20 protein-coding genes are annotated in these 26,115 nt (G+C 38.7%); 11 read left to right on the forward strand and 9 right to left on the reverse strand.

The genetic code is table 11. The features are described 5' to 3' along the window. The first annotated feature begins 114 nt into the window (after window positions 1–114). Entirely contained in the window at window positions 115–876 is a 762-nt protein-coding gene (locus BN1243_RS22365; protein ID WP_230200209.1) for a polymer-forming cytoskeletal protein, read from the forward strand. A 130-nt stretch (window positions 877–1,006) separates the two neighbouring features. Here the strand turns inward: BN1243_RS22365 and BN1243_RS14585 are convergent, their stop codons facing one another. Then, window positions 1,007–1,588 carry a DUF1836 domain-containing protein gene (locus tag BN1243_RS14585; protein WP_084781939.1) on the reverse strand — a complete coding sequence of 194 codons (582 nt, stop codon included), beginning with the start codon at window positions 1,586–1,588 and terminating at the stop codon, window positions 1,007–1,009. Between the two features lie 140 nt (window positions 1,589–1,728). On the opposite strand from BN1243_RS14585, the gene trhA reads away from it, so the two are divergent. Both trhA and BN1243_RS14595 read left to right on the forward strand, forming a co-directional pair. After that, complete coding sequence (trhA, locus tag BN1243_RS14590; protein ID WP_062107963.1) at window positions 1,729–2,376, forward strand: PAQR family membrane homeostasis protein TrhA; 648 nt, start codon at window positions 1,729–1,731, stop codon at window positions 2,374–2,376. A gap of 96 nt (window positions 2,377–2,472) precedes the next feature. Then, window positions 2,473–3,633, forward strand: coding sequence for a sialidase family protein (locus BN1243_RS14595; protein ID WP_062107965.1), 1,161 nt, complete (start codon window positions 2,473–2,475; stop codon window positions 3,631–3,633). A gap of 2,034 nt (window positions 3,634–5,667) precedes the next feature. On the opposite strand, the gene BN1243_RS14600 is transcribed toward BN1243_RS14595, so the two are convergent. Then, window positions 5,668–7,221, reverse strand: a complete 1,554-nt coding sequence (locus BN1243_RS14600; protein WP_062107967.1) for a BCCT family transporter — start codon at window positions 7,219–7,221, stop codon at window positions 5,668–5,670. 27 nt (window positions 7,222–7,248) lie between these two features. Between BN1243_RS14600 and BN1243_RS22880 the strand changes: the two genes are divergently transcribed. The 8 genes from BN1243_RS22880 to BN1243_RS14635 all read left to right on the forward strand — a co-directional run bounded on the left by BN1243_RS22880 (window position 7,249) and on the right by BN1243_RS14635 (window position 16,547). Further along, a complete protein-coding gene (locus tag BN1243_RS22880; protein WP_268258073.1) occupies window positions 7,249–7,371 on the forward strand; it encodes a hypothetical protein in 123 nt (40 codons plus the stop codon). Between the two features lie 443 nt (window positions 7,372–7,814). Next, window positions 7,815–8,153, forward strand: coding sequence for a DMT family transporter (locus BN1243_RS14605; RefSeq protein WP_062107969.1), 339 nt, complete (start codon window positions 7,815–7,817; stop codon window positions 8,151–8,153). 1 nt (window position 8,154) lies between these two features. Further along, window positions 8,155–8,466: a DMT family transporter gene (locus BN1243_RS14610; RefSeq protein ID WP_062107971.1), complete on the forward strand. Its 312-nt coding sequence runs from the start codon at window positions 8,155–8,157 to the stop codon at window positions 8,464–8,466. A 162-nt stretch (window positions 8,467–8,628) separates the two neighbouring features. Then, window positions 8,629–8,811 (forward strand): hypothetical protein, encoded by a 183-nt coding sequence (locus BN1243_RS14615; protein ID WP_062107973.1) that lies wholly within the window; start codon window positions 8,629–8,631, stop codon window positions 8,809–8,811. Window positions 8,812–8,829: 18 nt separating this feature from the next. Continuing rightward, window positions 8,830–10,899, forward strand: a complete 2,070-nt coding sequence (locus BN1243_RS14620) for a bifunctional aldolase/short-chain dehydrogenase (protein WP_062107975.1) — start codon at window positions 8,830–8,832, stop codon at window positions 10,897–10,899. A 16-nt stretch (window positions 10,900–10,915) separates the two neighbouring features. After that, complete coding sequence (rhaB, locus tag BN1243_RS14625; protein WP_062107976.1) at window positions 10,916–12,316, forward strand: rhamnulokinase; 1,401 nt, start codon at window positions 10,916–10,918, stop codon at window positions 12,314–12,316. Window positions 12,317–12,332: 16 nt separating this feature from the next. Further along, window positions 12,333–13,604: an L-rhamnose isomerase gene (rhaA, locus tag BN1243_RS14630; RefSeq protein ID WP_407638862.1), complete on the forward strand. Its 1,272-nt coding sequence runs from the start codon at window positions 12,333–12,335 to the stop codon at window positions 13,602–13,604. 42 nt (window positions 13,605–13,646) lie between these two features. Next, complete coding sequence (locus BN1243_RS14635; protein WP_069201875.1) at window positions 13,647–16,547, forward strand: family 78 glycoside hydrolase catalytic domain; 2,901 nt, start codon at window positions 13,647–13,649, stop codon at window positions 16,545–16,547. Window positions 16,548–16,616: 69 nt separating this feature from the next. Here the strand turns inward: BN1243_RS14635 and BN1243_RS14640 are convergent, their stop codons facing one another. The 7 genes from BN1243_RS14640 to BN1243_RS14670 form a co-directional block, all read right to left on the reverse strand. Beyond that, window positions 16,617–17,042, reverse strand: coding sequence for a DinB family protein (locus BN1243_RS14640; protein ID WP_062107980.1), 426 nt, complete (start codon window positions 17,040–17,042; stop codon window positions 16,617–16,619). Between the two features lie 15 nt (window positions 17,043–17,057). Beyond that, on the reverse strand, window positions 17,058–17,573 hold the full coding sequence (locus BN1243_RS14645) for a pyridoxamine 5'-phosphate oxidase family protein (protein ID WP_062107982.1): 516 nt from the start codon (window positions 17,571–17,573) through the stop codon (window positions 17,058–17,060). 34 nt (window positions 17,574–17,607) lie between these two features. Then, window positions 17,608–18,387: an ABC transporter ATP-binding protein gene (locus tag BN1243_RS14650; protein ID WP_062107984.1), complete on the reverse strand. Its 780-nt coding sequence runs from the start codon at window positions 18,385–18,387 to the stop codon at window positions 17,608–17,610. Window position 18,388: 1 nt separating this feature from the next. Then, entirely contained in the window at window positions 18,389–19,378 is a 990-nt protein-coding gene (locus tag BN1243_RS14655; protein WP_062107986.1) for a FecCD family ABC transporter permease, read from the reverse strand. 91 nt (window positions 19,379–19,469) lie between these two features. Beyond that, window positions 19,470–20,471 (reverse strand): ABC transporter substrate-binding protein, encoded by a 1,002-nt coding sequence (locus BN1243_RS14660; RefSeq protein WP_062107988.1) that lies wholly within the window; start codon window positions 20,469–20,471, stop codon window positions 19,470–19,472. 270 nt (window positions 20,472–20,741) lie between these two features. Further along, window positions 20,742–24,521 carry a lamin tail domain-containing metallophosphoesterase family protein gene (locus BN1243_RS14665; protein WP_062107990.1) on the reverse strand — a complete coding sequence of 1,260 codons (3,780 nt, stop codon included), beginning with the start codon at window positions 24,519–24,521 and terminating at the stop codon, window positions 20,742–20,744. Window positions 24,522–24,833: 312 nt separating this feature from the next. Then, window positions 24,834–26,051: an MFS transporter gene (locus BN1243_RS14670; RefSeq protein ID WP_230200210.1), complete on the reverse strand. Its 1,218-nt coding sequence runs from the start codon at window positions 26,049–26,051 to the stop codon at window positions 24,834–24,836. Between the last annotated feature and the right edge of the window lie 64 nt (window positions 26,052–26,115).

A 26,115-nucleotide genomic window follows, 5' to 3' on the forward strand; every position in this document is an offset into this window, starting at 1 on the left:
TAGAAAAGGAATAGTTGATTAGATATACTGAGATCACGATGCATCGACTATAAGAATCGAGGTTTAGAAATGAGCGCGAAAATGGGAGAAAATATCATAGGAATAAATATTTGTATGTTACGTAAAAACTTAGGTATGACCCAAACAGCATTAGCAGAAAACATGAATGTTACCCATCAAGCTGTTTCTCAATGGGAACGGGGAGATACGATACCTGATGTGATGTCATTGCCGTTACTAGCAGAAGTCTTACAGGTTCCAATTAATAGACTTTTTAGTAAAACTGAAAACAATTATGAATCTGAATCAGAGTTAAAGAAAGAAGGCCAGGATAGGGGAATTTCAGGAAACTACGAGAAGGGCTATAAAGTTCAGCTCCTAAAAGACGGCGTTTTATTGAAAGAAGAAGAGGTCCCGGAAATGATGTCTAAAAGAATTGTTCTAGCTATTGAAGGAAACGTAGATAGTGATATTACTTGTTGCGGGTCGGTAGAAGTCGCTGCTACTGTAAACGGCGATATAGTAACTTGCAGGGATGTTCAGGTACATGGAGATGCTAACGGTGATATTGCATCACAAGGAATAGTGAATGTATCTGGAGATGCTAATGGGGATGTTGCAACACAGGCGACGGTAAACATATTTGGAAATGCCAATGGAGACATTGCGTCGGGCAATTCAGTAACAATTAGTGGAGCTGTGCAAGGTGACGTAAGTGCTGACACAGTATCTGTAGAGGGAAATATTAACGGTGATTGTTCCGTAGCAAACAAGTTGGAGGTTAGTGGCGATATTATAGGTGATATTAGTTGCGCGACAAATACAACAGTTTATATTGAGGGTAACGTAGAGGGGGATGTAGAGAGACAGTATTGACAACGATACCATCAGCCGAAATGCCGGAGCGGCGACCAATTGAATATGTGAAAATCAAGAAGCTGCTCAGTAAAAAGGAGCCTAAGGAAGCCGTTGATGGACCCTTTTGGGCTTCCTTTTTGTTTTTATTCTACGCATTTCCCTCTTCATCTAAAATATCATCCACTAACTTCTCCGCTGCTCGTCGATATAAGTTACTCGTGCTGACAAGGGAAGCAATTAATAAAGTTCGCTCTAATTCTGTATTGTTTTTACTCTCAACCTTTCCCATTTCCTTTTTTACTTCCTCCATTTTGTGGAAGAGATCATCTTTAAAAGTATCTATCATCTTTGAATAAAGCTCTAAGTAGCCTTCATAAAATCCTTCCAAGTCCAATTTTGAACTAGAAACTCCCTTATTTAGTACCCGAAGTGAATCCTTAATATCATTAATTGATAAGGCACCTTTAAGCTGATAAATAAGACTAATTAACATAATGTGTTCCCGGGAGTACTTTTTATTGCTAACGGGGAAAAAGAGTTTCCCTTTTGCGTAATTATTGATCATAGTCTTCGTTAATATTTTTTCCTTTTCGTTCCGTTTGGATTCACAAAAACTATTCTCAAAAAGCTCAATGACTTGATCGATATATAAATCCATTTTTGGAATATCAGCAAGGGATATATGATTGTCTAAGGCTAAGCTTTCAATTAGTTCATCGGTATTTTTCAAAATAAGTACCACCAATCTATACTCTTAATAATCTTATTTTATCGTAAAACTAATGATAGGTAAACATTGACTACAAGAGGTAATGTGTGTATTATAGTATGTAGTTATCGAAACTACGTAAAGAGATAAGGGGATTTAAAATGACACAATTTATTCGAGAACCTTTTAATGCATTATCTCACTTGGCAGGGGCGCTTCTTTCGGTAGTTGGTTTGATTTTGATGGTTATAAAAGTTTCTTTAAATGGTGGCTCCGCCTTACAATTAGGTGCAGCTATTATGTTTGGAGTAAGTTTGATTTTACTTTACTCGGCTTCAACGACCTACCATTTAGTCATTGCAAAGGACAAGGTTATCGCTTTTCTCCGAAGGTTTGATCATTCGATGATATTTGCCTTAATTGCTGGCTCCTATGCGCCATTCTGTCTAATTTCATTAAAAGGGAAAATGGGCTGGATTGTGTTTTCGATTGTTGCGGTTATTGCACTAAGTGGAATTTTATTTAAGATGGTTTGGTTCAATTGTCCAAGATGGCTTTCTACAGTTCTTTATATTGCTCTAGGTTGGGTGATCGTCATTGCGATTGTTCCTTTAAGTTCTAATTTAGGGCCTGGCGGATTATTCCTTCTTATCTTTGGCGGAATATTGTATACGATCGGCGGAGTTATTTATGGGCTTAAACCAAAATTTTTAGAAATGAAACATTTAGGCTTCCATGAAATTTTCCATTTGTTCATTCTTGCCGGCAGCTTGTGCCACTTCTTTTCTGTTTATTATTTTGTATTATAGTTTGACTAAAAAGGCTATTGTCCTGAACAATAGTCTTTTTTGCAGGGATTTATTTTTAGTTGTCAAATAAATATAAAGGAAAGGAAGGTGGATCCTATGACAAGAAGGCTTACGATGAGTATCCAAAATACATTACATACTTATAAAATCGACCCAAATAAACAAATCGTTATTGATCGAGAAAAGGGGCAATATTTAGGTCATCCAGACTCGGTCTTGTTGGATGATGACCAAACGATTCTTACAGTCTATCCAAAAGGGCACGGTTTAGGGGAAGCATTGCTAAATAAAAGTAATGACGGAGGGAAGACTTGGCAAGGAAGGACGTTTGCAAACGAAACATGGAAGGATTCACGAGAAACGCCTACCATTTATAAACTTGATTTTAATGATGGCCGTCAAAAGCTTATTTCTATCTCAGGAGGCCCTGGATGGGGAGATGATCAGTTTAAAGGTTGGAAAACATCTCTTTCTACGAATCAAGGAGAAACGTGGAGTGATTATAAAGTTTGGTATGAAGGTACCCAAACGATTGTCGCAATGTCCAGTCTAGTGCGATTAAAGGATGAGAATGGGAATTGGTTGGATAAATGGTTAGGCGTTTATCACAATCAACAATTTATCAATTATAAAACGTACCTGAGTTTTTCGGAAAATGGAAGGGAACAGTGGAGTGTACCAGAGTCTTTATTAAAGGACTATCGCGATATTGAAGCTGCTGTTCAACTATGTGAAGCGTGTATTTTCCGCTCACCTGATGAAAAAGAGCTTGTTTTAATAGCTAGAAGTCAATCCCATCTGCATCAGTCAACGATTTCCTTTTCAAAAGATGAAGGAAATCATTGGACAGAACCAAGGGAACTTCCTGGTTCCTTAAATGGAGAGCGTCATAAAGCAGCCTATGACCCAATCAGTGGCAGACTCTTTATTTCTTTTCGTGAAATCATCCTTGATTACAACAATGATGGGAAGATCGAAGAGGATGATTGGATGGCAGGAGACTGGGTTGCATGGGTTGGTACATATGAAGATCTAGTGAATGGAAGCGAAGGAGAGTATCGAATCTTGTTAGGTGAAGACTTCACACCATCAAGGAAATCGGGAGACTGCGGCTATGCTGGAATTGTTGTAATGCAGGACGGTACTTTCTTTTTAAATTCCTATGGGTATTTTGATAAAGAGGAAGTCGAGCGGTTAGGAACAGAGGCAAAACCGTATATTATGGGGGTTCGATTTAAATTATCGGAGATAAAGTAAAAACTGAAGGGGAGCCTACCTTCAACCTAATCAATAATGAAGTTTGTTTTTGCGAAATTTCCCTAAGGATTTTAAGAAATATAAAAAAGAGGAAATACGCGGATCAAGATTACCGATATTCATATACAATGATCCCTTTTTGAAACGAGAAAACGCCGTTCACTTGGTGAACGGCGTTTTCTCGCTCATAAAATCCGAAACTCGCTCATAAAATCCGAAACTCGCTCATAAAATCCGAAACTCGCTCATAAAATCCGAAACTCGCTCATAAAATCCGAAACTCGCTCATAAAATCCGAAACTCGCTCATAAAATCCGAAACTCGCTCATAAAATCCGAAACTCGCTCATAAAATCCGAAACTCGCTCATAAAATCCGAAACTCGCTCATAAAATCCGAAACTCGCTCATAAAATCCGAAACTCGCTCATAAAATCCGAAACTCGCTCATAAAATCCGAAACTCGCTCATAAAATCCGAAACTCGCTCATAAAATCCGAAACTCGCTCATAAAATCCGAAACTCGCTCATAAAATCCGAAACTCGCTCATAAAATCCGAAACTCGCTCATAAAATCCGAAACTCGCTCATAAAATCCGAAACTCGCTCATAAAATCCGAAACTCGCTCATAAAATCCGAAACTCGCTCATAAAATCCGAAACTCGCTCATAAAATCCGAAACTCGCTCATAAAATCCGAAACTCGCTCATAAAATCCGAAACTCGCTCATAAAATCCGAAACTCGCTCATAAAATCCGAAACTCGCTCATAAAATCCGAAACTCGCTCATAAAATCCGAAACTCGCTCATAAAATCCGAAACTCGCTCATAAAATCCGAAACTCGCTCATAAAATCCGAAACTCGCTCATAAAATCCGAAACTCGCTCATAAAATCCGAAACTCGCTCATAAAATCCGAAACTCGCTCATAAAATCCGAAACTCGCTCATAAAATCCGAAACTCGCTCATAAAATCCGAAACTCGCTCATAAAATCCGAAACTCGCTCATAAAATCCGAAACTCGCTCATAAAATCCGAAACTCGCTCATAAAATCCGAAACTCGCTCATAAAATCCGAAACTCGCTCATAAAATCCGAAACTCGCTCATAAAATCCGAAACTCGCTCATAAAATCCGAAACTCGCTCATAAAATCCGAAACTCGCTCATAAAATCCGAAACTCGCTCATAAAATCCGAAACTCGCTCATAAAATCCGAAACTCGCTCATAAAATCCGAAACTCGCTCATAAAATCCGAAACTCGCTCATAAAATCCGAAACTCGCTCATAAAATCCGAAACTCGCTCATAAAATCCGAAACTCGCTCATAAAATCCGAAACTCGCTCATAAAATCCGAAACTCGCTCATAAAATCCGAAACTCGCTCATAAAATCCGAAACTCGCTCATAAAATCCGAAACTCGCTCATAAAATCCGAAACTCGCTCATAAAATCCGAAACTCGCTCATAAAATCCGAAACTCGCTCATAAAATCCGAAACTCGCTCATAAAATCCGAAACTCGCTCATAAAATCCGAAACTCGCTCATAAAATCCGAAACTCGCTCATAAAATCCGAAACTCGCTCATAAAATCCGAAACTCGCTCATAAAATCCGAAACTCGCTCATAAAATCCGAAACTCGCTCATAAAATCCGAAACTCGCTCATAAAATCCGAAACTCGCTCATAAAATCCGAAACTCGCTCATAAAATCCGAAACTCGCTCATAAAATCCGAAACTCGCTCATAAAATCCGAAACTCGCTCATAAAATCCGAAACTCGCTCATAAAATCCGAAACTCGCTCATAAAATCCGAAACTCGCTCATAAAATCCGAAACTCGCTCATAAAATCCGAAACTCGCTCATAAAATCCGAAACTCGCTCATAAAATCCGAAACTCGCTCATAAAATCCGAAACTCGCTCATAAAATCCGAAACTCGCTCATAAAATCCGAAACTCGCTCATAAAATCCGAATCCCGCTCGAGATATATCCCACTCTACTCACTAATAAGATTTTAAACTACAATATTTATACAGCTTCCGAAGCTTTTTCTTTCCTTCGTTTACCGACCTTTTCCTCTTTCACCTTTAATTGTCCAATTCCTAATTCTTTCGCTTCCTGATTTAATGCCTTGATTAAACTAAATGTCATTAACGCTATTATAATAGAGAATGGAAGAGCTCCAATAATCATTGTGTTTTGCAGAGCTTGAAGGCCCCCTGAATAAAGTAGAGTAACAGATGTCATTGAAAGCAGGACGCCCCAAATCACCTTAACTTTATTACTTGGATTTAGCGTTCCATTAGCTGTCATCATACCTAAGACAAATGTTCCTGAGTCAGCAGATGTAATAAAGAATGTTCCAACTAATATCATCGATAGAATGGATAGTAGTAAGCTAAATGGGAAATTTTCAAGGACTCCGAAAAGGATCTCTTCTGGTAACAAACTAGTTAATGAAATTGATCCTGCCATTTCGGTTGTAATCGCTGCACTTCCAAAATTCGAAAACCACAAGAAACCAATTAATGTTGGGATAAGTAAAACACAAAAAACAAATTCACGAATAGTTCTACCTTTTGATACTCTAGCGATAAATACCCCTACAAATGGTGACCAAGCAATCCACCACGCCCAGTAAAAGATGGTCCAATCATTAATCCAGCTTCGAATGTCTTCGTTGAATGGAGCAATTCGAAGACCCATATTAATAAAGTTTTGGAAATAAGCCCCTACCGAATCAACGAATAGATTTAAGGTAAAAATGGATGAGCCTAAAATAAATACTGCTAAGAAAAGGGCGGCAGCAAGGCCCATATTTACATTACTTAAAATTTTGATACCTTTGCTCAAACCAGTTAACGCAGATATCATAAATAGGATCGTAACAACAAAAATAATGACCGATTGGGTTGTAAAATTACTTGGTACATCAAATAAGTAGGATAGACCTCCATTTATTTGCATGGCACCAAACCCAAGTGATGTGGCAACACCTAAAACGGTAGAAACAACAGCTATCACATCAATTATTTTACCGACTAATCCATCAGCATGTTTGCCAATAAGCGGTCTCAATGTTCTGCTAATTAAGCTTAATTCACCTTTTCTAAAAGTAAAGTAAGCAAGTGCCAACGAAACTACCCCATAAATTGCCCATCCATGGATCCCATAATGGAAGAAGGTAAACCTCAGTGCGTCCTTGACACCTTGAGTCGTGCCAATTTCTCCTGTAGGCGAACTTATAGCATAGTGACTAAGCGGCTCATAAGCACCATAAAATATTAAACCAATTCCCATGCCTGCACTAAAGAGCATTGAAATCCAAGTTGGTGTTGAAAACTCAGGCTTATCCTCTTGCTTACCGAGCTTAATTCGACCGATTGGACTGACAAATAAATAAATACATACGATTACAAATAGCACTACTAAGATTAAGTAATACCAACCAAATGAATTGGTAATAAAATTTTGTGCGCTGCTAGTGATGCTTTCTAATGATTTGGGCATTGCGATTCCCATAATAACAAGACCTGCGACGATTGCTAATGATACGTAAAAGACGATTGAAGCTTTCTTCATACTTACTAAACAACTCCCAATTTTGATTTGTTCAGAAAGGGTTTTACTTCGATTGGAGAACATATAAAAAAGCAAAACGAAAATTCAGAGGATTTTTTAAAAGAAGCAATTGTAGATAACCCTATAAAAGTGTTAACTGAACATAATTAGCTATACCTAATACCTTCGAGGAAAAATACAAAATTCTTAATAACTTAATTTGTAGTTATCAACTATGACCATTTTGATAAGCGATTAAGAATAAATGTAAGACAGAAACATTGAATAGGTGAAGTTTACTAGGATTTTTCGAATACTTTAATAGTCTAACGTAAAAATTGGCATGAAGCACATGCGATATTTTAGCTTTATTGGAGTTATGTAGTTATTATCCATCCTGAGACGAAGCTACCCCGGTGTATTCTTAATAATCCCCCATATTACGCTAAATACTTGTTAAACATGAAGGTATGTTAAATAAACAATTGAACGAAAAGTGGAGTGAATTTTATTAAAGTGCTTGTGAAGAGTCATATCCGTTTTATTAGGAAATGATCTTTAAAGCTATAAAGGAAGCAATGTGCTAAAATGCTGGAATAAAGGGGGGAATCTAATTGGCTTGGCTTTATGTCTTTTTAGCAGCGGTTGTTGAAGTGTTTTGGGTAATTGGCTTAAAGTATTCTGATTCGGCCATTGAATGGATTGGAACTGGAATCGTTATAATCCTTAGCTTTTATTTCATTATAAAGGCGTGTGAAAAACTGCCAGCTGGAACAGTATATGCTGTGTTTACAGGATCAGGAGCTGCAGCAATTGTCTTAATTGATTTTCTCATTTTCCACGCTGAGTTCGCTTGGGTGAAGGTTTTCTTTATCGGTTTGATTATTGTTGGGGTGATTGGTATTAAGGTGACGACAGGCGATCAAGAAACAGTTACAAAAGGAGGGGAGTAACTTGGCCTGGCTTTATTTAGTCATTGCAAGCTTCGGAGAAATATTTGGTGTTATGTGTATTAATTTATATTTACGAAATAAATCGCTAGGTTGGTTGCTTATGATTATTTTCACTTTTGGTGGCGGTTTTCTATTCCTTTCCCTTGCGATGCGTGATATTCCGCTTGGAACAGCTTATGCGATTTGGACAGGTTTAGGGGCAGCTGGTGCTGTTTTGCTCGGGATCCTTTTCTTCAAAGAGTCTGCTGGATGGAGGCGAATTCTATTTTTATTTTGTATCATTGCAGGGGCAGTTGGACTAAAGGTGTTATAAAAAATGAATGGGATTAACAGTAGTCTGACGAGACTTAAAACCTAATTCATCAAAATTGAGCAATTCACAAATGGGAGTGTATTGCTCGATTTTAGAACGGGGCTGAATGGTTGTAGTTAAATAGCTGTTTGGAATTTTGGAGGCTATGAGGAGAAGGCAAGATTGCGAGTTCGATTTGAGGAATCAGCGATGGAGGCAATGAGTGAACTAGGAGGAGAACGTAACGCCCACCAACGGCAGGAAAAGTGGATGTGGATGGAGAATGTAGTGATTATTAATCATACCGTTGGATATAACCGAAATAGTCAGGGGCTAAAAAGTGTCCTAATTAGACGGAATATTTGAAATAAGTGGGAGGACAATATGGTTCAAAATTTATGGAATGAAGAAAAGGCAAATAGTATTCGTTCAGCTTTAGATGAACTTGTATATCGTTCAAATTTATTAGGATGCGACCGCTCTGTATGCAATTGGGGTGGCGGTAATACATCGATGAAGACAATTGAAACAGATTTCCGCGGGCGTGAAGTTGAAGTAATGTGGGTGAAAGGGAGCGGTTCTGATCTAGCCACAATGAAAGCGCACCATTTTACTGGCTTACGATTGGCTGATATTAAGCCCCTTATCGAAAGGGAAGAAATGACCGATGAAGAAATGGTCGAATACTTATCCCATTGTATGATCGATAGCCGACATCCGAGACCATCCATCGAAACACTGCTTCATGCCTTTTTGCCTTTTAAACATGTTGATCATACTCATCCAGATGCGATTATTAGTATATGTTGTGCAGACAATGGTCAGGAGCTTGCAAGGGAGATTTATGGGGACCGCTTTGTCTGGGTGCCGTATATTCGCCCAGGCTTCACTTTATCAAAAATGATCGCTGAAGGTGTTGCGAATAACCCGGATGCGGAATTAGTGTTAATGGAGAAGCATGGACTAGTTGTTTGGGGAGAGACAGCTCAGGAAAGCTATGAACGAACGATCTCGGTCATTAATGAAGCGGAACAATATATTCAAGCTCAATGTAATCCGTCTACACTGTTTGGGGGCCAAAAATATCAATCCCTATCTGAAGAGAGTGGGAAGGGAATTCTTGCAAAGATCATGCCAGTTATTCGCGGGCTTGTAAGTCAGGAAAAGCAAATGATTATTACATATGACCGTGGTGACGATGTATTGGAGTTTGTGAATAGCCGTGATGCATTTAAACTATCACAAATTGGCGCAGCATGTCCTGATCATTTAGTTCATACGAAACGAAAACCTTTATATATTGATTGGGATCCAGCCACTTTGGATATTGAAGAGTTAGTAAAAAGGATCGAAACAGGTATTGCTCACTTTAAGGAGGAATATCAGGCTTATTTTGAAAAAAATAAAGTGGAAGGAGATCGAATGTTTGAGCCTGTTCCGCGGATTATTTTAGTTCCCGGTATCGGAATGGTGAATGTCGGTAAAAGCTTGGCAATGGCACATGTCAGTGGCGGTCTATATCAACGGGCTATTGCTGTTATGAAAGGTGCGACAACAGTTGGAAACTTTGTTTCTCTCAATGAAGAAGAATCTTATCAAATTGAGTATTGGCCATTAGAGCTTTATAAACTATCATTAGCACCGCCTGAATCCGAGTTTTCAAGAAAGGTAGCCTTTGTAACAGGTGGAGCAGGGGGAATTGGAAGCGCTGCCTGCCGTAGGCTTGCTTCGGATGGGGCTCATGTAGTAGTGGCTGATTTAAATATAGAAGGGGCGCAAAAGGTAGCGACTGAGCTCAATAATAAATATGGAGATGGCTGTGCGATCGCTATTAGGATGGATGTCACAAGCGAGGAGCAGGTACAGGAAGCATTCATTGAAACAACGCTCGCCTATGGAGGAGTAGACATTATCGTCAATAACGCTGGTTTGGCAACATCCAGTCCTTTTGTTGAAACATCATTAAAGGAATGGAATTTGAATATAAATGTTTTAGGGACAGGTTATTTTCTTGTTGCGAGGGAAGCGTTTAAACTTATGCAAACCCAAGGAACAGGTGGGAATATGGTATTTGTTGGTTCGAAAAATTCAATTTATGCTGGAAAAAATGCGGCTGCATATAGTTCGGCAAAAGCACTTGAGGTCCATCTTGCCAGATGTATCGCTACTGAAGGCGGGGAACTTGGCATCCGTGTCAATTCCGTTCTCCCTGACGCTGTTTTGCAAGGATCGGCTATTTGGGATTCAAAGTGGAAAGAGGAACGGGCAGCCGCTTACGGTATTGAAACAAACGAACTAGAAGAATATTATCGAAAGCGAACGACGCTTCAGGTTAATATTTTCCCAGAAGATTTGGCTGAAGCTATTGCTTTCTTCGCCTCTTCCAGGTCGGAAAAGACTACGGGATGCATGCTAACTGTTGATGGAGGAGTACCAGCCGCATTTACACGATAATATGGAGGGAGGAAGCATGAGTTATAGTTTAGCTGTTGATCTTGGGGCTTCTAGTGGGCGAGTGATGCTTGGTCATGTAGAAAAGAACCATTTGAAATTAGATGAGGTCCATAGGTTTGACAATCAAATGGTAGAAAGTTCTGGCCAGCTTTGCTGGGATATCGAAGATCTTTTTCAAGAAATAAAAAGGGGAATTCACAAATGTAAGGAATTAGAAATTAGACCCGTTAGCATCGGGATTGATAGCTGGGCAGTCGATTTTGTTTTATTAGATGAAAATGATGAGCTTCTGACAGATGCCGTTACCTATCGAGATCCAAGAACAGTTGGTGTAATGGAGGAAGTCGACCTTTTAATTTCAAAAGATCAGTTATATGAAAAAACGGGTATTCAGTTTTTGCAATTTAATACGATCTATCAATTATTTGCTTTACAAAAAGCAAATCCAGAAGTAATGAAAAAGGCAAAGTCCTTTCTCATGATCCCAGATTATTTACATTTTTTATTAACAGGAAAAAAAATAAATGAATATACGAATGCTACAACGACACAGCTAGTGAATGCATCTACAAAGGAGTGGGATCAAGAAATAATCCGTACTCTAGGATTCAATGAAGAAATGTTTCTTGCAATCCAGCATCCGAAAACGAAGTTGGGAGGCTTGAGAGCAGAACTTGTTCAGGAGTTTGGCTTTGATATGAATGTGATATTGCCTGCAACCCATGATACAGCGTCAGCAGTTTTGGCTATCCCGGAAATAGGGAAAACGATTTATCTTAGTTCTGGTACATGGTCTTTAATGGGAATTGAGAATGACAGACCAATCTGTAAACCGAAAGCAAAAGCTTATAACTTTACGAATGAAGGTGGAATGGATGGTCGTTTCCGCTTTTTAAAAAATATTATGGGGCTTTGGATGATTCAGGAGGTCAGACGAAATTATGATGACCACTATTCATTTGCTGATTTAGTTGAATTTTCACGTCATGTTAAGGACTTTCACTCAATCGTTAATGTGGATGATCCAAGGTTTTTAAAACCGCAACAGATGGTGCAGGAAATTCAACACTATTGCCGCGAAACAAATCAACAAATACCAAATACAGCTGGAGAAGTCGCGAAATGTATTTTTGATAGTTTAGCTAATAGTTATTTACAAACGATTGATGAAATAGAAGAAATTCTAGAAACGTCCTTTGAACAAATGAATATTATTGGCGGCGGATCGCAAAATGATTTACTTAACCAACTGATTGCTGATGGGACGAGGAAGGTTGTTTATGCAGGTCCTGTTGAAGCGACTGCCATTGGAAACTTAATTGCCCAGTTTATTGCATTAGGTGTGATCCGTAATTTGAATGAAGCTAGGTCAATTGTCCAACATTCTTTTGAAGTGAAAAAATTTGTTCATTCTTGATACAGGAGGAATTTCGATGAAGAACCATGCATTTGAATTGGCCAAAAAGGAATATGAACGCTGGGGAATTGATGTTGAAAATGTACTGGGTAAATTGCAATCTATTCCAATTTCAATTCATTGTTGGCAAGGGGATGATATTAGCGGTTTTGAAGTTAACAAGAGTGAATTGTCAGGCGGGATTGAAGTCACTGGTAATTATCCAGGAAAAGCGAGAACTCCTGAAGAGCTTCGTGCTGATCTTGAGAAGGCGCTCTCCCTCATTCCAGGGAAACATCGTATAAATCTGCATGCTATTTATGCTGAAACAGATGGGGACGCAGTTGATCGCGATAAATTAGAGCCAAAGCATTTTCAAAAATGGGTAGACTGGGCGAAACAGCACCGAGTTGGACTTGATTTTAATCCTACTTTATTTTCTCATGAGAAATCAGCAGATGGGTTGACATTATCTCATCCTAACCGAGAAATTCGTCAATTTTGGATAGATCATTGTAAAGCTTGCAGAAAGATAGGCGAGTATTTTGGTAAGGAACTAGGAACACCATGTCTAACAAATGTTTGGATACCTGATGGATATAAAGATATACCAAGTGATCGTCTGACACCGCGGAAGCGCCTGAAGGAGGCCCTCGATGATATTTTCTCGGTGGAAATTGGTGGAAAATACAATCTTGATTCGGTGGAAAGTAAATTATTCGGGATTGGGTCTGAAGCATTTGTCGTTGGTTCTCATGAATTTTATTTACAGTACGCCCAAGCAAATAATAAAATTTGCTTATTGGATACTGGACACTATCATCCGACAGAAATGGTTTCCAATAAAATTTCGGCACTTGCTTTATTTAATGAGAAACTAGCCCTTCATGTTTCAAGGCCAGTTCGCTGGGACAGTGATCATGTTGTTACATTTGATGATGAATTAAAGGAAATTGCCTTAGAAATTGTCAGGAATGATGCATTGGACAATGTTTTAATCGGTCTTGATTTTTTCGATGCGAGCATTAATCGTGTTGCAGCTTGGACGATTGGTACCCGTAATATGATTAAAGCTTTACTCTATGCTTTGCTAATGCCCCACCAGCAATTAAAAGAATGGCAGGAAAAAGGGGATTATACGAAAAGATTGGCTATCATGGAAGAGTTTAAAACCTATCCATTTGGGGCGATATGGGATTATTATTGTGAACAAATGGGTGTACCGGTAAAAGAAAATTGGCTGACTGCCGTAGAAGAATATGAGAAGAAAATACTCCTAAAACGCGATGCTACATTTGTAAAAGTTTAAATGGAGGCGTTTTCTACCATTTAATGATTGTGTATATAAGTGATGAACGAGAAGAAGGGAGCTCTACTCTTTATGGGGAATAATGATTGGAATGCACAATGGATTTGGGGCGGAGAGAAGGAATCACCCAGAAATGAATGGCGATTGTTTCGTAAGTCTTTTGAAATGAGCGGTGAAGATTATGAGCAGGCACTATTTAAGATTACCGCTGACTCTAGATATCTTTTGTTTATAAACGGGCAAAAGGTGGGAAGAGGACCAGTTCGTTCTTGGCCCTTTGAACTCCGCTATGATACTTATGAAGTCGGACATTTGTTAAAGAAAGGAAAGCAAAACACGATTGCCATTTTGGTTCAGCATTATGGAGTATCGAATTTCTATTATATTCGGGGAAGAGGCGGGCTTCTTGCTCAATTAGACATCCAAAATGGGAAATCAACCTCCATCTATACTGATTCTAGTTGGTTAACGACACCCCATCCTGGCTATGATCCTCGTTCGCCGCGAATGTCCTGTCAACAAGGTTTCGTAGAATCTATGGATGCTAGATTATTAGCTGGGGAATGGACGGATAGAGAATATGATGATAGCGATTGGTCGAAAGCGAAGGCAATTGGCGATATAGGGATGGAACCATGGACGATGTTAAAGCCAAGGGATATCCCGTTTTTAACAGAAGAGCCCGTCTATCCGAAAAAAGTAGCGACCCTTGCTTATACAAAGTCATATGATTGGACTACAGCGTTGGATCTTCGGAATCATATGGTTCCTGACAGTGTCAATCATGCAAATCCTGTGAGTTATCTTGGGATGATTGCAACGGTGATGCAAATGGAAAATGCAAGCAAGGTGACATTAGGGTTTGTTCAGGAATTCGGGAATATTTTTATTGATGGAGAGCGTTATTCAAGGGATGATTTTACGGGGATTTCTCCTGAGCGCTACCTGGAAGTATTTCTTGAAAAAGGCGATCATCTGATTGTATTGGATGTATCCGGGTGGAGTCATGGTGAGGCATTTGGGATGGGAATATCCTGTGATGCTTCTTTTACAATGAAATCACCATATGGGGATTCTTCTCCTTTTATTGCTATTGGTCCATTTGATGCAAAAGTGCACATTGATCATCAACCCGAAAGAGATCTTGATCATCAACATTCTATTTATAATAAGCTGCGGGAAAATGGAATTAAGAATGTAGCTGAGTTACAGAATTATCAGCAATGGATTCAACCCATTTCCTTAGATTTGGTTAGTGAAGAAGATCCATTTAGTTTGTCAGTATGGAAGAAGGAGTCTCATCCAATTCCGATACCACATTCCTTGCAAGGGGCGATTATCGCTCATGCGGATGCTGGCGAAGTACCAATGAAGGAAGGGTATGATACGGAATGGATCATTGATTTTGGGAAAGAATGGTCCGGATTTCTTGAATTCGATATCGACGCTTCTGAAGGAACAATCATCGATTTTTATGGATTTGAATATATGAAAGATGATTATATCCAGCATACGTTTCGACTAAATAATACATTACGATATGTCACAAGCAATGGAAGGCAATTTTATAACTCCCCTGTACGTCGAGGACTAAGGTATGTGATGGTGACGATACGTCATGCAACAAGACCGGTGAAATTTTACTCGATTAAAATGTTGCAAAGCAATTACCCTATTGCGGAGATCGGCAATTTCCATAGTTCAGATGCGAAGCTCAATGATATTTGGGAAATAAGTAAACATACAACAAGACTCTGTTTAGAAGATACATTTGTTGATTGCCCGGCTTATGAACAAGTATTCTGGGTCGGGGATAGTCGGAATGAGGCATTGATCCATAATTATTTGTTTGGAGATTCAAAGATTGTCGAGCGTTGCTTGAAACTTGTCCCACCATCCAATGTCCAGACGCCATTATATGTGAATCAGGTTCCTAGCGGTTGGAACAGTGTGATTCCAAATTGGACATTTTTCTGGGTAATTGCTTGTTACGAGCATTATCAACAGACGGGGGATCAAGATTTTCTGCAAGAAATGCGGCCACATATTAAACATACAATTGATCATTATCTTCAACACATAAATAGTAAAGGGCTATTTGAGATAAAGGCTTGGAATCTATTAGATTGGGCATCTATTGAGCAGCCTAATGATGGTGTTGTGAGTCACCAAAACTTCTTTTTTATGCAAATTTTACGACTAAATGCAAAGATTGCTATGATGACTGGCCATGAGGATGAAAGTGATCATTATTTGCAAAAGGCTCAGCAGTTAGAAACAGCTATTAATACACATTTATGGAGCGAACATAAGCAAGCTTATCATGATTGTATTTATACTGATGGGCAGAAATCTAAAGGGTTTAGTATGCAAACACAAGTAGTTGCGTACTTGACGGATGGGGCGAAAGGAAGTAGAAAAGGTCGGTTGGTGGAGATGATACACAACCCTCCTGAGGATTTTGTGAAAATTGGTAGTCCGTTTATGTCATTCTTTCTTTATGAAGTATTGGAGAAACTAGAGGAATACGATCAATTGGTAGATGATATACGGATGAATTATGGTCAAATGATTGATCATGGAGCAACGACTTGTTGGGAAATGTATCCTGATTCCCCAATTAACCGAGCTAATCCTAACATGTTAACCCGGAGTCATTGCCATGCTTGGTCTGCAGCTCCCGCTTACTTTTTCGGTAGAGTTTTATTAGGTGTAAAAGCTGTTGATCCGGGTTGGAAGAAGGTAATCGTTCAACCTCAGCCATGCGGGATAGAATGGGCAAGCGGCTCTGTGCCAGTTCCAGATGCAGGTCAAATTGATGTTGCATGGCATGTTAGCGATTCAAATGAAATGGTAATCAAGGTAACACATCCTGTTACAATAGAAGTTGATGTTGAATTCCCTGAAGGGTATAACGGAGAGATACAACGAGTCTTTATATAGTCTTAAAATTATATAAAAAAACGGAGAACGGCAGGCAAGCAGCTGTCGTTCTCGTTTTACTCAAATTAATCAGTTCTCTTGCTCATGGCCACTTTTCTTAATAAGTGATATTTGTCCAGAATGGATACCCGCATGATACATAAGCCTTCCCACTGCTTCTAATGGGGTCGATGCTCCTAGCGGGGAGTTTATACTCTTTTGCCAGTCATTCTCAGGAAGCTGCTCCATGGCTTTTAGGAAATGTTCATTAGAGGCTTTTAGCAATCTCGTATATTCTTCAATGCCTTCGGTAGGTCTTGTTAATTCTCCCGGTGATTTTTTTCCGAAAAACCATTCAGCAAACATATACTCAACTTCTGCAGTATGATAAAGTAAGTCCCCAATCGTTGTTTTACTTATTTGCAGGTTTAAACTTTCCTCAGGTAAGCCTTCAACCGTCTTTTGGAATCGCTCTCTTAAGGCGCTCCAGACAGGTAACAAAGTATGGTAAGTCATTGCTATCCTCCATTATTATGCTTTTCTAACAGCATCTTTTTCTTTATCGATGACAACATGAGTGAATGTACTTCCATCTAAATCTACGTCAAAGGCAAGTCCAAATCCAACGACATAACGACCTTGTAAAGGTGTTAATTCAAATAAGGAGAAATCGAGTCCACGAAGCATCTCAACCATCTTTTCACCGCAAGTTTCATTAAACAATGTAAAAATATCTTCATGTCCATCATTACCAATGTTTTTCGGAATACAACTCCAACGAGCTCGTTCTGTTGCAAATTTATTATTTGTAGTTGCTTCATCTGCTATGATGAGGGCATCTGCAAATTTACTGTTTTCCAAAAGGCGATAGTGGTCTGCGACACGGCTAATATATACATAGAGTTTTCCGTCCTTTTCTACAAACGGGGCACAGCTGCTAAAGGGCTTACCTTCATCATCGAGCATGCTTAAAATGAGAGTATTACGACCCTTTTTGAACTGCCTATATTTATCTCTATGTTTCTCTAAATCAATTGTTTTTTTCATTCTACACACTCCCAGGTTATATGATTGATAGCTTTTATTTCGCTGTACTTAACAGATGGATTCTTGGCCCTTTTTCTAACGGAATATATTGGACTTCAGCGTTCATTTGATAAACATCTTTTATCATTGCCCTTGTCATGACCAATTCGGGTGTACCATGCATGACTTTCTCCCCCGATTGTACAACGACAACCTGATCACTGTAGCGAGACGCCTGATTAAGGTCGTGTAAGACCATCACGATAGTCATGCCCATTTCCTGATTTAATTCCCGAACAAGTTCTAAAACTTCATGTTGATGAGAAATATCTAGATAAGTTGTTGGCTCATCCAACAATAGAATTTTGGGACGCTGAGCAAGTGCCATAGCGATCCAGGCACGCTGGGATTCACCCCCTGATAATGATTTGACTAATCGATCTTTATAATTTGATAAATGTGTCTTTTCAAGTGCCCAATGTACGATGTCCATATCGTCGTTATTTAATTTTTCAAGCCATTTTTTATGTGGGTATCTTCCAAAGGAGACAAGATCGATGACATTCATATCACTTGGCGTTTGATTTTTTTGACTTAACATACACATTGTTCGGGCCAATTGTTTAGACTTTATCGATCTCAACTCTATCCCTTCAAGCTTAACGCTTCCCATATGGTAGGGGATAAACTTCGAAATGGCTTTTAATAATGTCGATTTTCCTGACCCATTAGGTCCAATAATAGATACGATTTCACCCTTTTGAACAGAGAATGAAAAGTTGCGAATAATATCATTTTTTTCATACCTAATCGAAATGGAATCAACCGTAATCATATTAAAATACACTCCTTCTCATCAGGTAGAGAAAATACGGTGCCCCAATAACAGACATTAGGATTCCAGCTGGAATTTCCAATGGAGAGAATAATGTTCGTCCCCCCGTATCCGCTACAAGCAGGATTAAGGCACCGAGCGCCATGCTCATTGGTAATAAATATTTATAATTTGACCCAACTAATAATCTAGCAATATGGGGAACTACTAAGCCGACAAATCCAATCATACCAATAGCTGCGACAGAAATAGCTGTTAAAAAGACAGCTAATAAAGATAAGAGAATGCGAATTCGACTTACATTTTCACCAAGGTTTGCTGCGACTTGATCGCCCATACGAATAACATTTGCTTTCCGTATCGCAAATATGAGTAAAAACCAGCCAATAATTGCGTACGGTAAAACCATAAAAAGTGAATTATTTCCTTTAGCAGCCAAACTTCCATTTAACCATTGGAGAGCGGAGGGAAGGCGGTCACTATACAGGATCGATAAGTAACCAATTCCCCCGCCGCAAAGGGCATTGACCGCAACACCAGATAAAATAATCGTAATCGGGGATATTCCATTCTTCTTCCAAGCAAGCAGATAGACAATTGTAGCGGCTATAAGACCTCCTAAAAAGGCGGCAAGTGGGATGAATTCCGTATATTCGGGTGCGACGAGAAAGATGATTAGCACACAGACGGCTGCTCCACTTGTTACTCCTGTCAATCCAGGGTCTGCTAATGGATTCCCCATCACGGCTTGCAACAATGCACCTGAAACAGCAATATTTGCACCAATAATCATCGCTAATAGGACGCGAGGAAGGCGGATATCCAATATAATCGTATCATTCACAGAAGTGGAGGATGAGCCGAAAAGTGTTTGGAATATCTCCGGAATCGGGATTTTCACACTGCCTAAACCAATTGCTATAATGGCTGCTGTAAAAGCTAATAAAAATGTCAAAATGATGATTGTTCCATTTCGTGATTTAACTGTCATCTATAGACCCTCATTCATGAATGCTATTTTCAGAGATTGTCAGATGTTTGAATAGATACAATCAGCGCCGATTGTATCTACTCAAACTATATTAGTAAAGGTAGTCAGCTATTCGTGTCATAGCTTCCTCCACATTCATAATAGAAGTAACACCGAATATGTCATGTTCTAGAATATGGATCTGCTCATTTTTATAAGCGGAGAGCTTAGTCCAAATATCGTTGCTTTCCACTTCCTTTTTGAACATATCCTCTGATGCCCCATGATCCCCAGAAGCTAGTACGAAAATGATGTCGGGATCTGCAACGGCCACATCCTCCATATTGATTGGAGAATACGTATCTTCCACTTTCAGTACAGAAGTAGCTATATTATCCGCGCCTGCCCTTTTCACAATACTACCTAAATATGAATTTTCACTCATTACCATAAATGAATCAGAAGTTCCGATAATAAGCATGACTCTCGGTAATTCCTGGCCTTCAGCTTTTGTAACTAATTCGTTTTCCTCATCCAAAATTTTACTTAATACTGAGTTCATTTCCTCTGTTTTATTAAAATATGTTCCTAGAACCTTGAAGCTAAGTTTTAAGTCCTCAAGAGAATCGGTTTTTAAGTAGGCCGTTTCTAACTCAATGCCTTCTAAACTTTTTTCTAGTGAACTTTGTAAAGATTTTGCACCAATCAGGAGATCTGGTTGGAGACTTGTCACTACTTCTAAATCGGGTTGCATAGGTGAACCAATTCGATCAATTTCATCAAATTCACTTGGTATTGGATTTGTAGATGTAGGGACACCTACTGGAGTAATATCGAGTAAATATAACATTTCCGTTATCGGGACGGATGTTGTAATAATCCGTTCTGGTATCTCAGTAGGAAATGGTGTTAATGCTTCCTTATAGGCTGATTCATCTACCCCATCATTTTCTAACGTATATGTTTTATCTGGCTCTTTAGTCTCCTTAGAACTTGTATCATCTGTTTTGTTCACTTCAGGCTCTTTCCTCTGTTCTGCTTCTGATGGGCTTGATGAGCATGCAGATAGTAATGCTAAAGCAACAAGGCAAAAAATATATAAGCCTTTTTTCAAAAAGATTCCCCCCTGTATAAAAGTGATTTTTATTTTGTGATAATGATATTAATTGAGAATGAATATCATTATCAGTAATAATAGTTGGGAATATTATCCATGTCAACCCCTTTGTTAAAATATTTTTACTACTCTACTAGCTAAATAAGAAAATGATCATGCAGAAAGGACGGAGAATAGTTAAACGATGAGGGGGTAAATATATGAGGTTGTACTTTATGTTAAATATAAAAAATCACCCCTCAAACATTTGAGTGATGATCGTTTCCTTTAAAGCTTCTGCCACTTCTCCAGCAATTGGTTTGTCTTTTGCACGAGTGTGGCTTTTGCTTCAGGAGAGATGTGTTTTTGCATTTGTTTCTTATTTAAAGTTTCGATAAACTTGTCTAAAAATTTATTCGCTTGTTTTTTATTTCCTTTTTGATAATGATGTTCTGCCTGTCTTGCTGTATTAGCTAATTGATTAGTGAGCGGGCCTTCAATTTCACCAGATTGAATATATTCATCTACTAAGCTGCGAATCAGACTAATTTCAACTATTTCATCTTCTGCTTTCGCTGTTGTAAAATGCCACATGTCTGATACCGCGACTTCCCCGGCTTCATTTTGAACAGTAGTAAACCAATAGTATGTTTGGTCAGGATTAAGATTTTCCCAAAGTAATGTCGCATCATCGCCATTTTCTACATTGTTAACTGTGCCAATTTCCTTTTCCGTATATACATTAACTTCGAAGAAATCTGTCGAGACACTCTTCTTCTTTGGAGTTAAATCTAGCTCAAGTGTATATGGCGGGAATAAATCATAAGAATCTAATTCAGGTGAATACGTATTGACGTAAATCATATTGTTGCTGACATCAATATTCATTACATTCATATACCCGTCGCCACCACGGTGGGCGTCTTGAAAGTTCCCTAACAATTGGTGAACGACACGATCTGGCTTCCCATCTCCCGTATCATCAATTCGCTCTGTTGCTACACGAACAAGATTTTCATCTGCTTCAGCCATCATCCGAGTTTGGTGGATACTTCCATGGTAGTGACCGCCCAATACCATTTTTACATTTTCATTAGGAAGGATAACTTCTTGATAAACTCTTTCTGCAATGTTTGAGCGTTGCCCATTGGCAAGTAAATATTCATGGAAGTTTAAAATAGCAAAGCGATCAGGATACTGCGCTAGAACTTCATTCATCCATGCTATTCCTTCCGTTGTTGGTTGCCACCCCATATAGATCATGATGAAATCTGTTCCGTGTGAGGAGATTAAATCATAGTGTCCTCGGTTATTTAAGTAAGACTCTCCATAATATGGCTGATTGATAAAGCGATCTTCGCCAAAATAGCGGTAATAATTGGCGTAATCGATTTCTGGCTGTAATTGGACATCATGATTACCAGCGAGTACACCGTAAGGGATATTAGCATCCTCTAATCTCTGCATATACTGATCTGCAAATTCCCACTGATACATTTGGTTATACGTATTAACAATATCTCCAGTGTGGAAGACGTATTTGATATCCATTTCCTCTTTGTTTTGAACAATCCAATCAACTTGTGACTCATATAATTCAGGGAATACTTCCGTATAAAATTGAGTGTCTGATAACCATACAAACGTGTAGTCATACTCATCCCTTGGTGGAATTTCGTCTTGAACAAGGATATTAACCATTCCATCACGAGTAAAGTTTGAGACAGCTACTTCCCCTATAAGACTGAAGCCTTCTTCTGTTTTAGCGATATGTTTGTCAACTAGTATCCATTGGACGGCCTCATAATCCCAGGCATACATACTAACCTTGCGCCCTTCAAGTGAAGAGCCATGCCATTTAAGCTCGACCTGATCAGCTGAAAGAGCTTCTTTATCAAGAGTTACTTCAAATCGATGATAGGGAAATTGCTCTTCAGATTCTGTTGTAATTTTTTCATTATTAATAGCCCTTAATTTAAGATATTCCTCTTCTGTTAATTCCTCTTCTCCGTCAGGAACCCTGCTGGAAGGAGGTTCAATATCTGCCGCACCGTAGAAAACTTTAATTTGCTCTTGTTTAGACGTGTTAGTAGACCAGCCTTGATAAAAATGGACATCCAACTTTCCACCTTCACGATTAGAGGCTTTCACACTCAATTCGGCTTGGGTCTCTATATCACTTGCCCCAGTTTCAGGAGCTTGAAGCTCTGGTTTGTCTGGTTTATTTTCAACTTCAAGTGTAACTTGGAAATGCTCGCTTTCCGTTTCGCCAAATCCATTAGAGGCGACGAAGTAGTATTCTAAATTACCAGCATGGCTATCTTCTGAAAGTATGACAGGGTGATGAAATAAACCGTCTTGTCCATTTTTTGTTAAAGTAATAGATTGATATTCTTGATCTTGTGCTTGTTTATAAAATACTTTCATGTTGGTCACTAAGAAATCATCTTGAGCATCTGCAAGTAGAACAACACTTTCTCCAGGTTTAGCCATTTTTTCCTTTGTCTTATTAGTGATCGATGGTCTTGTATTTGGATTAACGACCACGCGCTCACTTGGAATAAGTTCGCTCTCTGCTGTGCCAGGTGTAGCAGGCTCTCCAAATTTATAATGAATCATTTGATTAGAGCCGATTGGGAAATGGTAGAAGATTCCCATATTTTTAAATACGTCCTTTTCGCCCTTGTAATAACCGGCGCTGACAATTTCTTCTCCTGTTTTCGTAGCAATCACTAAGTCACGTTCTGCCGTGTTCGCCATTCCGCCACCAGCAGGGGCCTTTACGATATCAATATTCTCTATGAGATCTGTTCCATAGTTTGTATTAAAATCATCGACTGTTGCTTCTAAGTTTTTGCCGTTATCAACCCAAAGCACGAAAGCTTTACCAGGTTGAATAGTAATATGGTCTAAACCTTCAAACCAGACGGCGTGGGAACCGGAAGGATAGCGATAAAGAATATGATAGTTCCCGAAGTTTATCGGCTGATCTGTATTATTAAAAACTTCAATATACTCATAAGCGTTTGCCCCATTCAAATTCGATGAATCTGGTACAACTTCTGTTATAAGCAGCGGGGGGATATCTGTACTTGTTGCTTCGGTGATTTGCATTTTAAAAATATCCGTTTTAGCAATGTTCAATCCATTAGATGCTTCTAGATAGTACTCTAGTTCATCTGTCTTTAAGACATCTTGAACGGGAACAGTATGATGATAAAGACCGTCTTCAGGATTAAGTTGCAAACTTAACGTATTAAATTCCGTGGCATTAACATCCTTATAATACAAAGTCATGGAGCTTAAAAGAAAATCATCTTTTCCACTCGCAATAATCTCTACACGATCCAGTGGTTGAGACGATGGAGTTTTGTTCTCAATGGTTGGAGTAAGGTTAGGGTCTAAATCGATTGGTTCTACTGGTACTAATTCAGGCTCTGCTATTCCCGGAGTTGCCGCTTTTTCCCCCGCACTTACCTTTACCATTTCATTAGATCCATCCTGTGGGTATTGATAAAAGATTCCCATATTTTCTTGGACATCCCATGTTGCTTTATTATATTGGGCCATAACAATCTCTTCACCCGTATTCGTACGGATCAATATATCCCTCATCCGCTGGTTAGACATTCCACCCGGCATTTTAACTATATTTACATCCTCAATTAAGTTCGACCCATAATTCGCATTGAAGTCTTCAACGGTGGAATTTAAATTATCTGCGTTTTCTATCCATAGAACTAGGGTTTCTTTAGGGTTTATGTCGACATCCCTAGTTTTTGGTATCCAATAAAGGTCATTTTCCGGACCAACCGGATATCGGTAAATGATCTGGTAATCCTGAAAGTTTAAAACTTGATTCGTATTATTATAGATTTCAATAAACTCAAATCCATCAGCATTTCCAATGTCGGTAGAATCCGGAACAATTTCTGTTATTAGCAGCGGAGGAACACTTTTATTTACCTCTTGATGGCTATTGGCTAAACTATGTAACGCGGATGTAGGGAAAACTAGTAAAATAATCATAATTGCTGACAAAATACGCAGGTAAGCTACCTTATTCATTGATCTACTCCTCATCTTTTAGTTATTTCAACTCTCCCATTTTGCGGGAGGCTTAACTTTAAACTTTCAAGCACCTCCTAAGACTATCTTTTTTATAATCATGATAAGCTGAAAATAAAATCTAAGATGCTTGATAAAAGATAGAGTTTTGATACATGCCACCTCATAATATCCAATTAATGGTAAAACATCAATAAAAATGCTGAATTTTTTGAAAGATTAGTAAGTATGAAGCATGACCTTTAGAGTAGATTATCGCAAGGCTTTATCCATAAAAAACAAGAAGGACAAGAATGATTTCCTCTTGTCCTTCTACGAATTTGATTCTACTTTTTGAAAAGAATTGAGTAACGTAGCTCTTTTTTTACGTTTTACATTCATGACCATATGAATAGAAAAGTAAAGTACAAGCATAACGGCGGCCATCAAGGCAGCTATTCCATACATGGAGTTATATCCTATAACACCTACAGCCTGACCTAATGCTAAGGCGCCGATCGCTTGACCTAAATCCATAAAGCTTAAAGACATAGCATTGGCTGTAGCCTTTTTGTCTGGGTGAACTTGGCTAACAGCCCAAGCTTGAAAAGTAGGCTGCATGACACCATAGGCAATTCCATAAAAAATACCCGCAATGATTAATGTATAGAAGTTTTCCAATTTGGCCAAAAGGATGAGTCCTACAATCGCTGCCAAGCCTGCGGGATATATAAGATATTTATGACCTAATCGATCAAAGATGACTCCAGAAAATGGTCGGGTTATAACAAGCATCACAGCAATGACAAGGAAGAAAATTGATGTTTTTCCGCCTAAGCCAGTTGAGTCTCCCAGGCCATCTAAGAAATTCACAACTCCAGCAAAGGTAATGTAAAATAGCATAACTAGGAAACAAGGTAAAAAGGCTTTTCGATCAAAAGCTGATTGAATAAAGGAATTTTTGGCTTCACTATTTGTTGGTTGCGAAGGGGGCATAGTGTTTTTTACAAGGAGGCTTCCAAGTAGAACTAAACTTAGTATGATAAGGGATACCCATATAACTAAATGAAAAGAAAAGGAATGAATCATTGAAATGGCAATCATCGGCCCAATGGTGGACCCAATACTTGTAGACATTCCGAAATAGCCGATCCCCTCACCAATTCTAGACATTGGAATTAGGTTAGTTGCGAATGTCGCGAATAAAGTGGTGATGAATCCAAATCCGATCCCTTGCAAAACTCTCGCGATTATTAAAAGTGAAAGAGATTCGATAAAGTAACTAAAAAATACTGTTAAAATGGTGAAACAAAGAGATATTCCTAACCATTTTTTCATATTTATTCTTGGCATCATGACTCCTATAAACGGCCTTGATAAAACAGCCGCAAGCATAAAGGAAGTTGTCATTAAGCCACCGCTAGCAGGATTTTGAGTTACATTAGCCACATAAATAGGAAAGCCTCCTAAAAGGGACTGCATACTAAGGAAAAATAAAATAGTCATACTCACAATTAAAATATATTGCTTCGTCCATAACTTTGGTTTCAAATAAATCCTTCTTTCTAAATAAAAATTGGCCCATCCCTTTATTATAGCATATAATTCGCATGAA

Source organism: Bacillus niameyensis, assembly GCF_001375535.1.
In the GTDB taxonomy this organism is placed as follows: Bacteria; Bacillota; Bacilli; order Bacillales; family Bacillaceae_C; genus Lederbergia; species Lederbergia niameyensis.

Excerpts from the sequence above, each read along its gene's own strand:
- BN1243_RS14645 (WP_062107982.1), bottom strand. The coding sequence starts at position 17,573 with ATGAAAAAAACAATTGATTTAGAGAAACATAGAGATAAATATAGGCAG.
- trhA (WP_062107963.1), top strand. The coding sequence starts at position 1,729 with ATGACACAATTTATTCGAGAACCTTTTAATGCATTATCTCACTTGGCA.
- BN1243_RS22365 (WP_230200209.1), top strand. The coding sequence starts at position 115 with ATGTTACGTAAAAACTTAGGTATGACCCAAACAGCATTAGCAGAAAAC.
- BN1243_RS14620 (WP_062107975.1), top strand. The coding sequence starts at position 8,830 with ATGGTTCAAAATTTATGGAATGAAGAAAAGGCAAATAGTATTCGTTCA.
- BN1243_RS14600 (WP_062107967.1), bottom strand. The coding sequence starts at position 7,221 with ATGAAGAAAGCTTCAATCGTCTTTTACGTATCATTAGCAATCGTCGCA.
- rhaB (WP_062107976.1), top strand. The coding sequence starts at position 10,916 with ATGAGTTATAGTTTAGCTGTTGATCTTGGGGCTTCTAGTGGGCGAGTG.
- BN1243_RS14595 (WP_062107965.1), top strand. The coding sequence starts at position 2,473 with ATGACAAGAAGGCTTACGATGAGTATCCAAAATACATTACATACTTAT.
- BN1243_RS14640 (WP_062107980.1), bottom strand. The coding sequence starts at position 17,042 with ATGACTTACCATACTTTGTTACCTGTCTGGAGCGCCTTAAGAGAGCGA.
- BN1243_RS14650 (WP_062107984.1), bottom strand. The coding sequence starts at position 18,387 with ATGATTACGGTTGATTCCATTTCGATTAGGTATGAAAAAAATGATATT.
- rhaA (WP_407638862.1), top strand. The coding sequence starts at position 12,333 with ATGAAGAACCATGCATTTGAATTGGCCAAAAAGGAATATGAACGCTGG.
- BN1243_RS14655 (WP_062107986.1), bottom strand. The coding sequence starts at position 19,378 with ATGACAGTTAAATCACGAAATGGAACAATCATCATTTTGACATTTTTA.
- BN1243_RS14635 (WP_069201875.1), top strand. The coding sequence starts at position 13,647 with ATGAACGAGAAGAAGGGAGCTCTACTCTTTATGGGGAATAATGATTGG.
- BN1243_RS14665 (WP_062107990.1), bottom strand. The coding sequence starts at position 24,521 with ATGAATAAGGTAGCTTACCTGCGTATTTTGTCAGCAATTATGATTATT.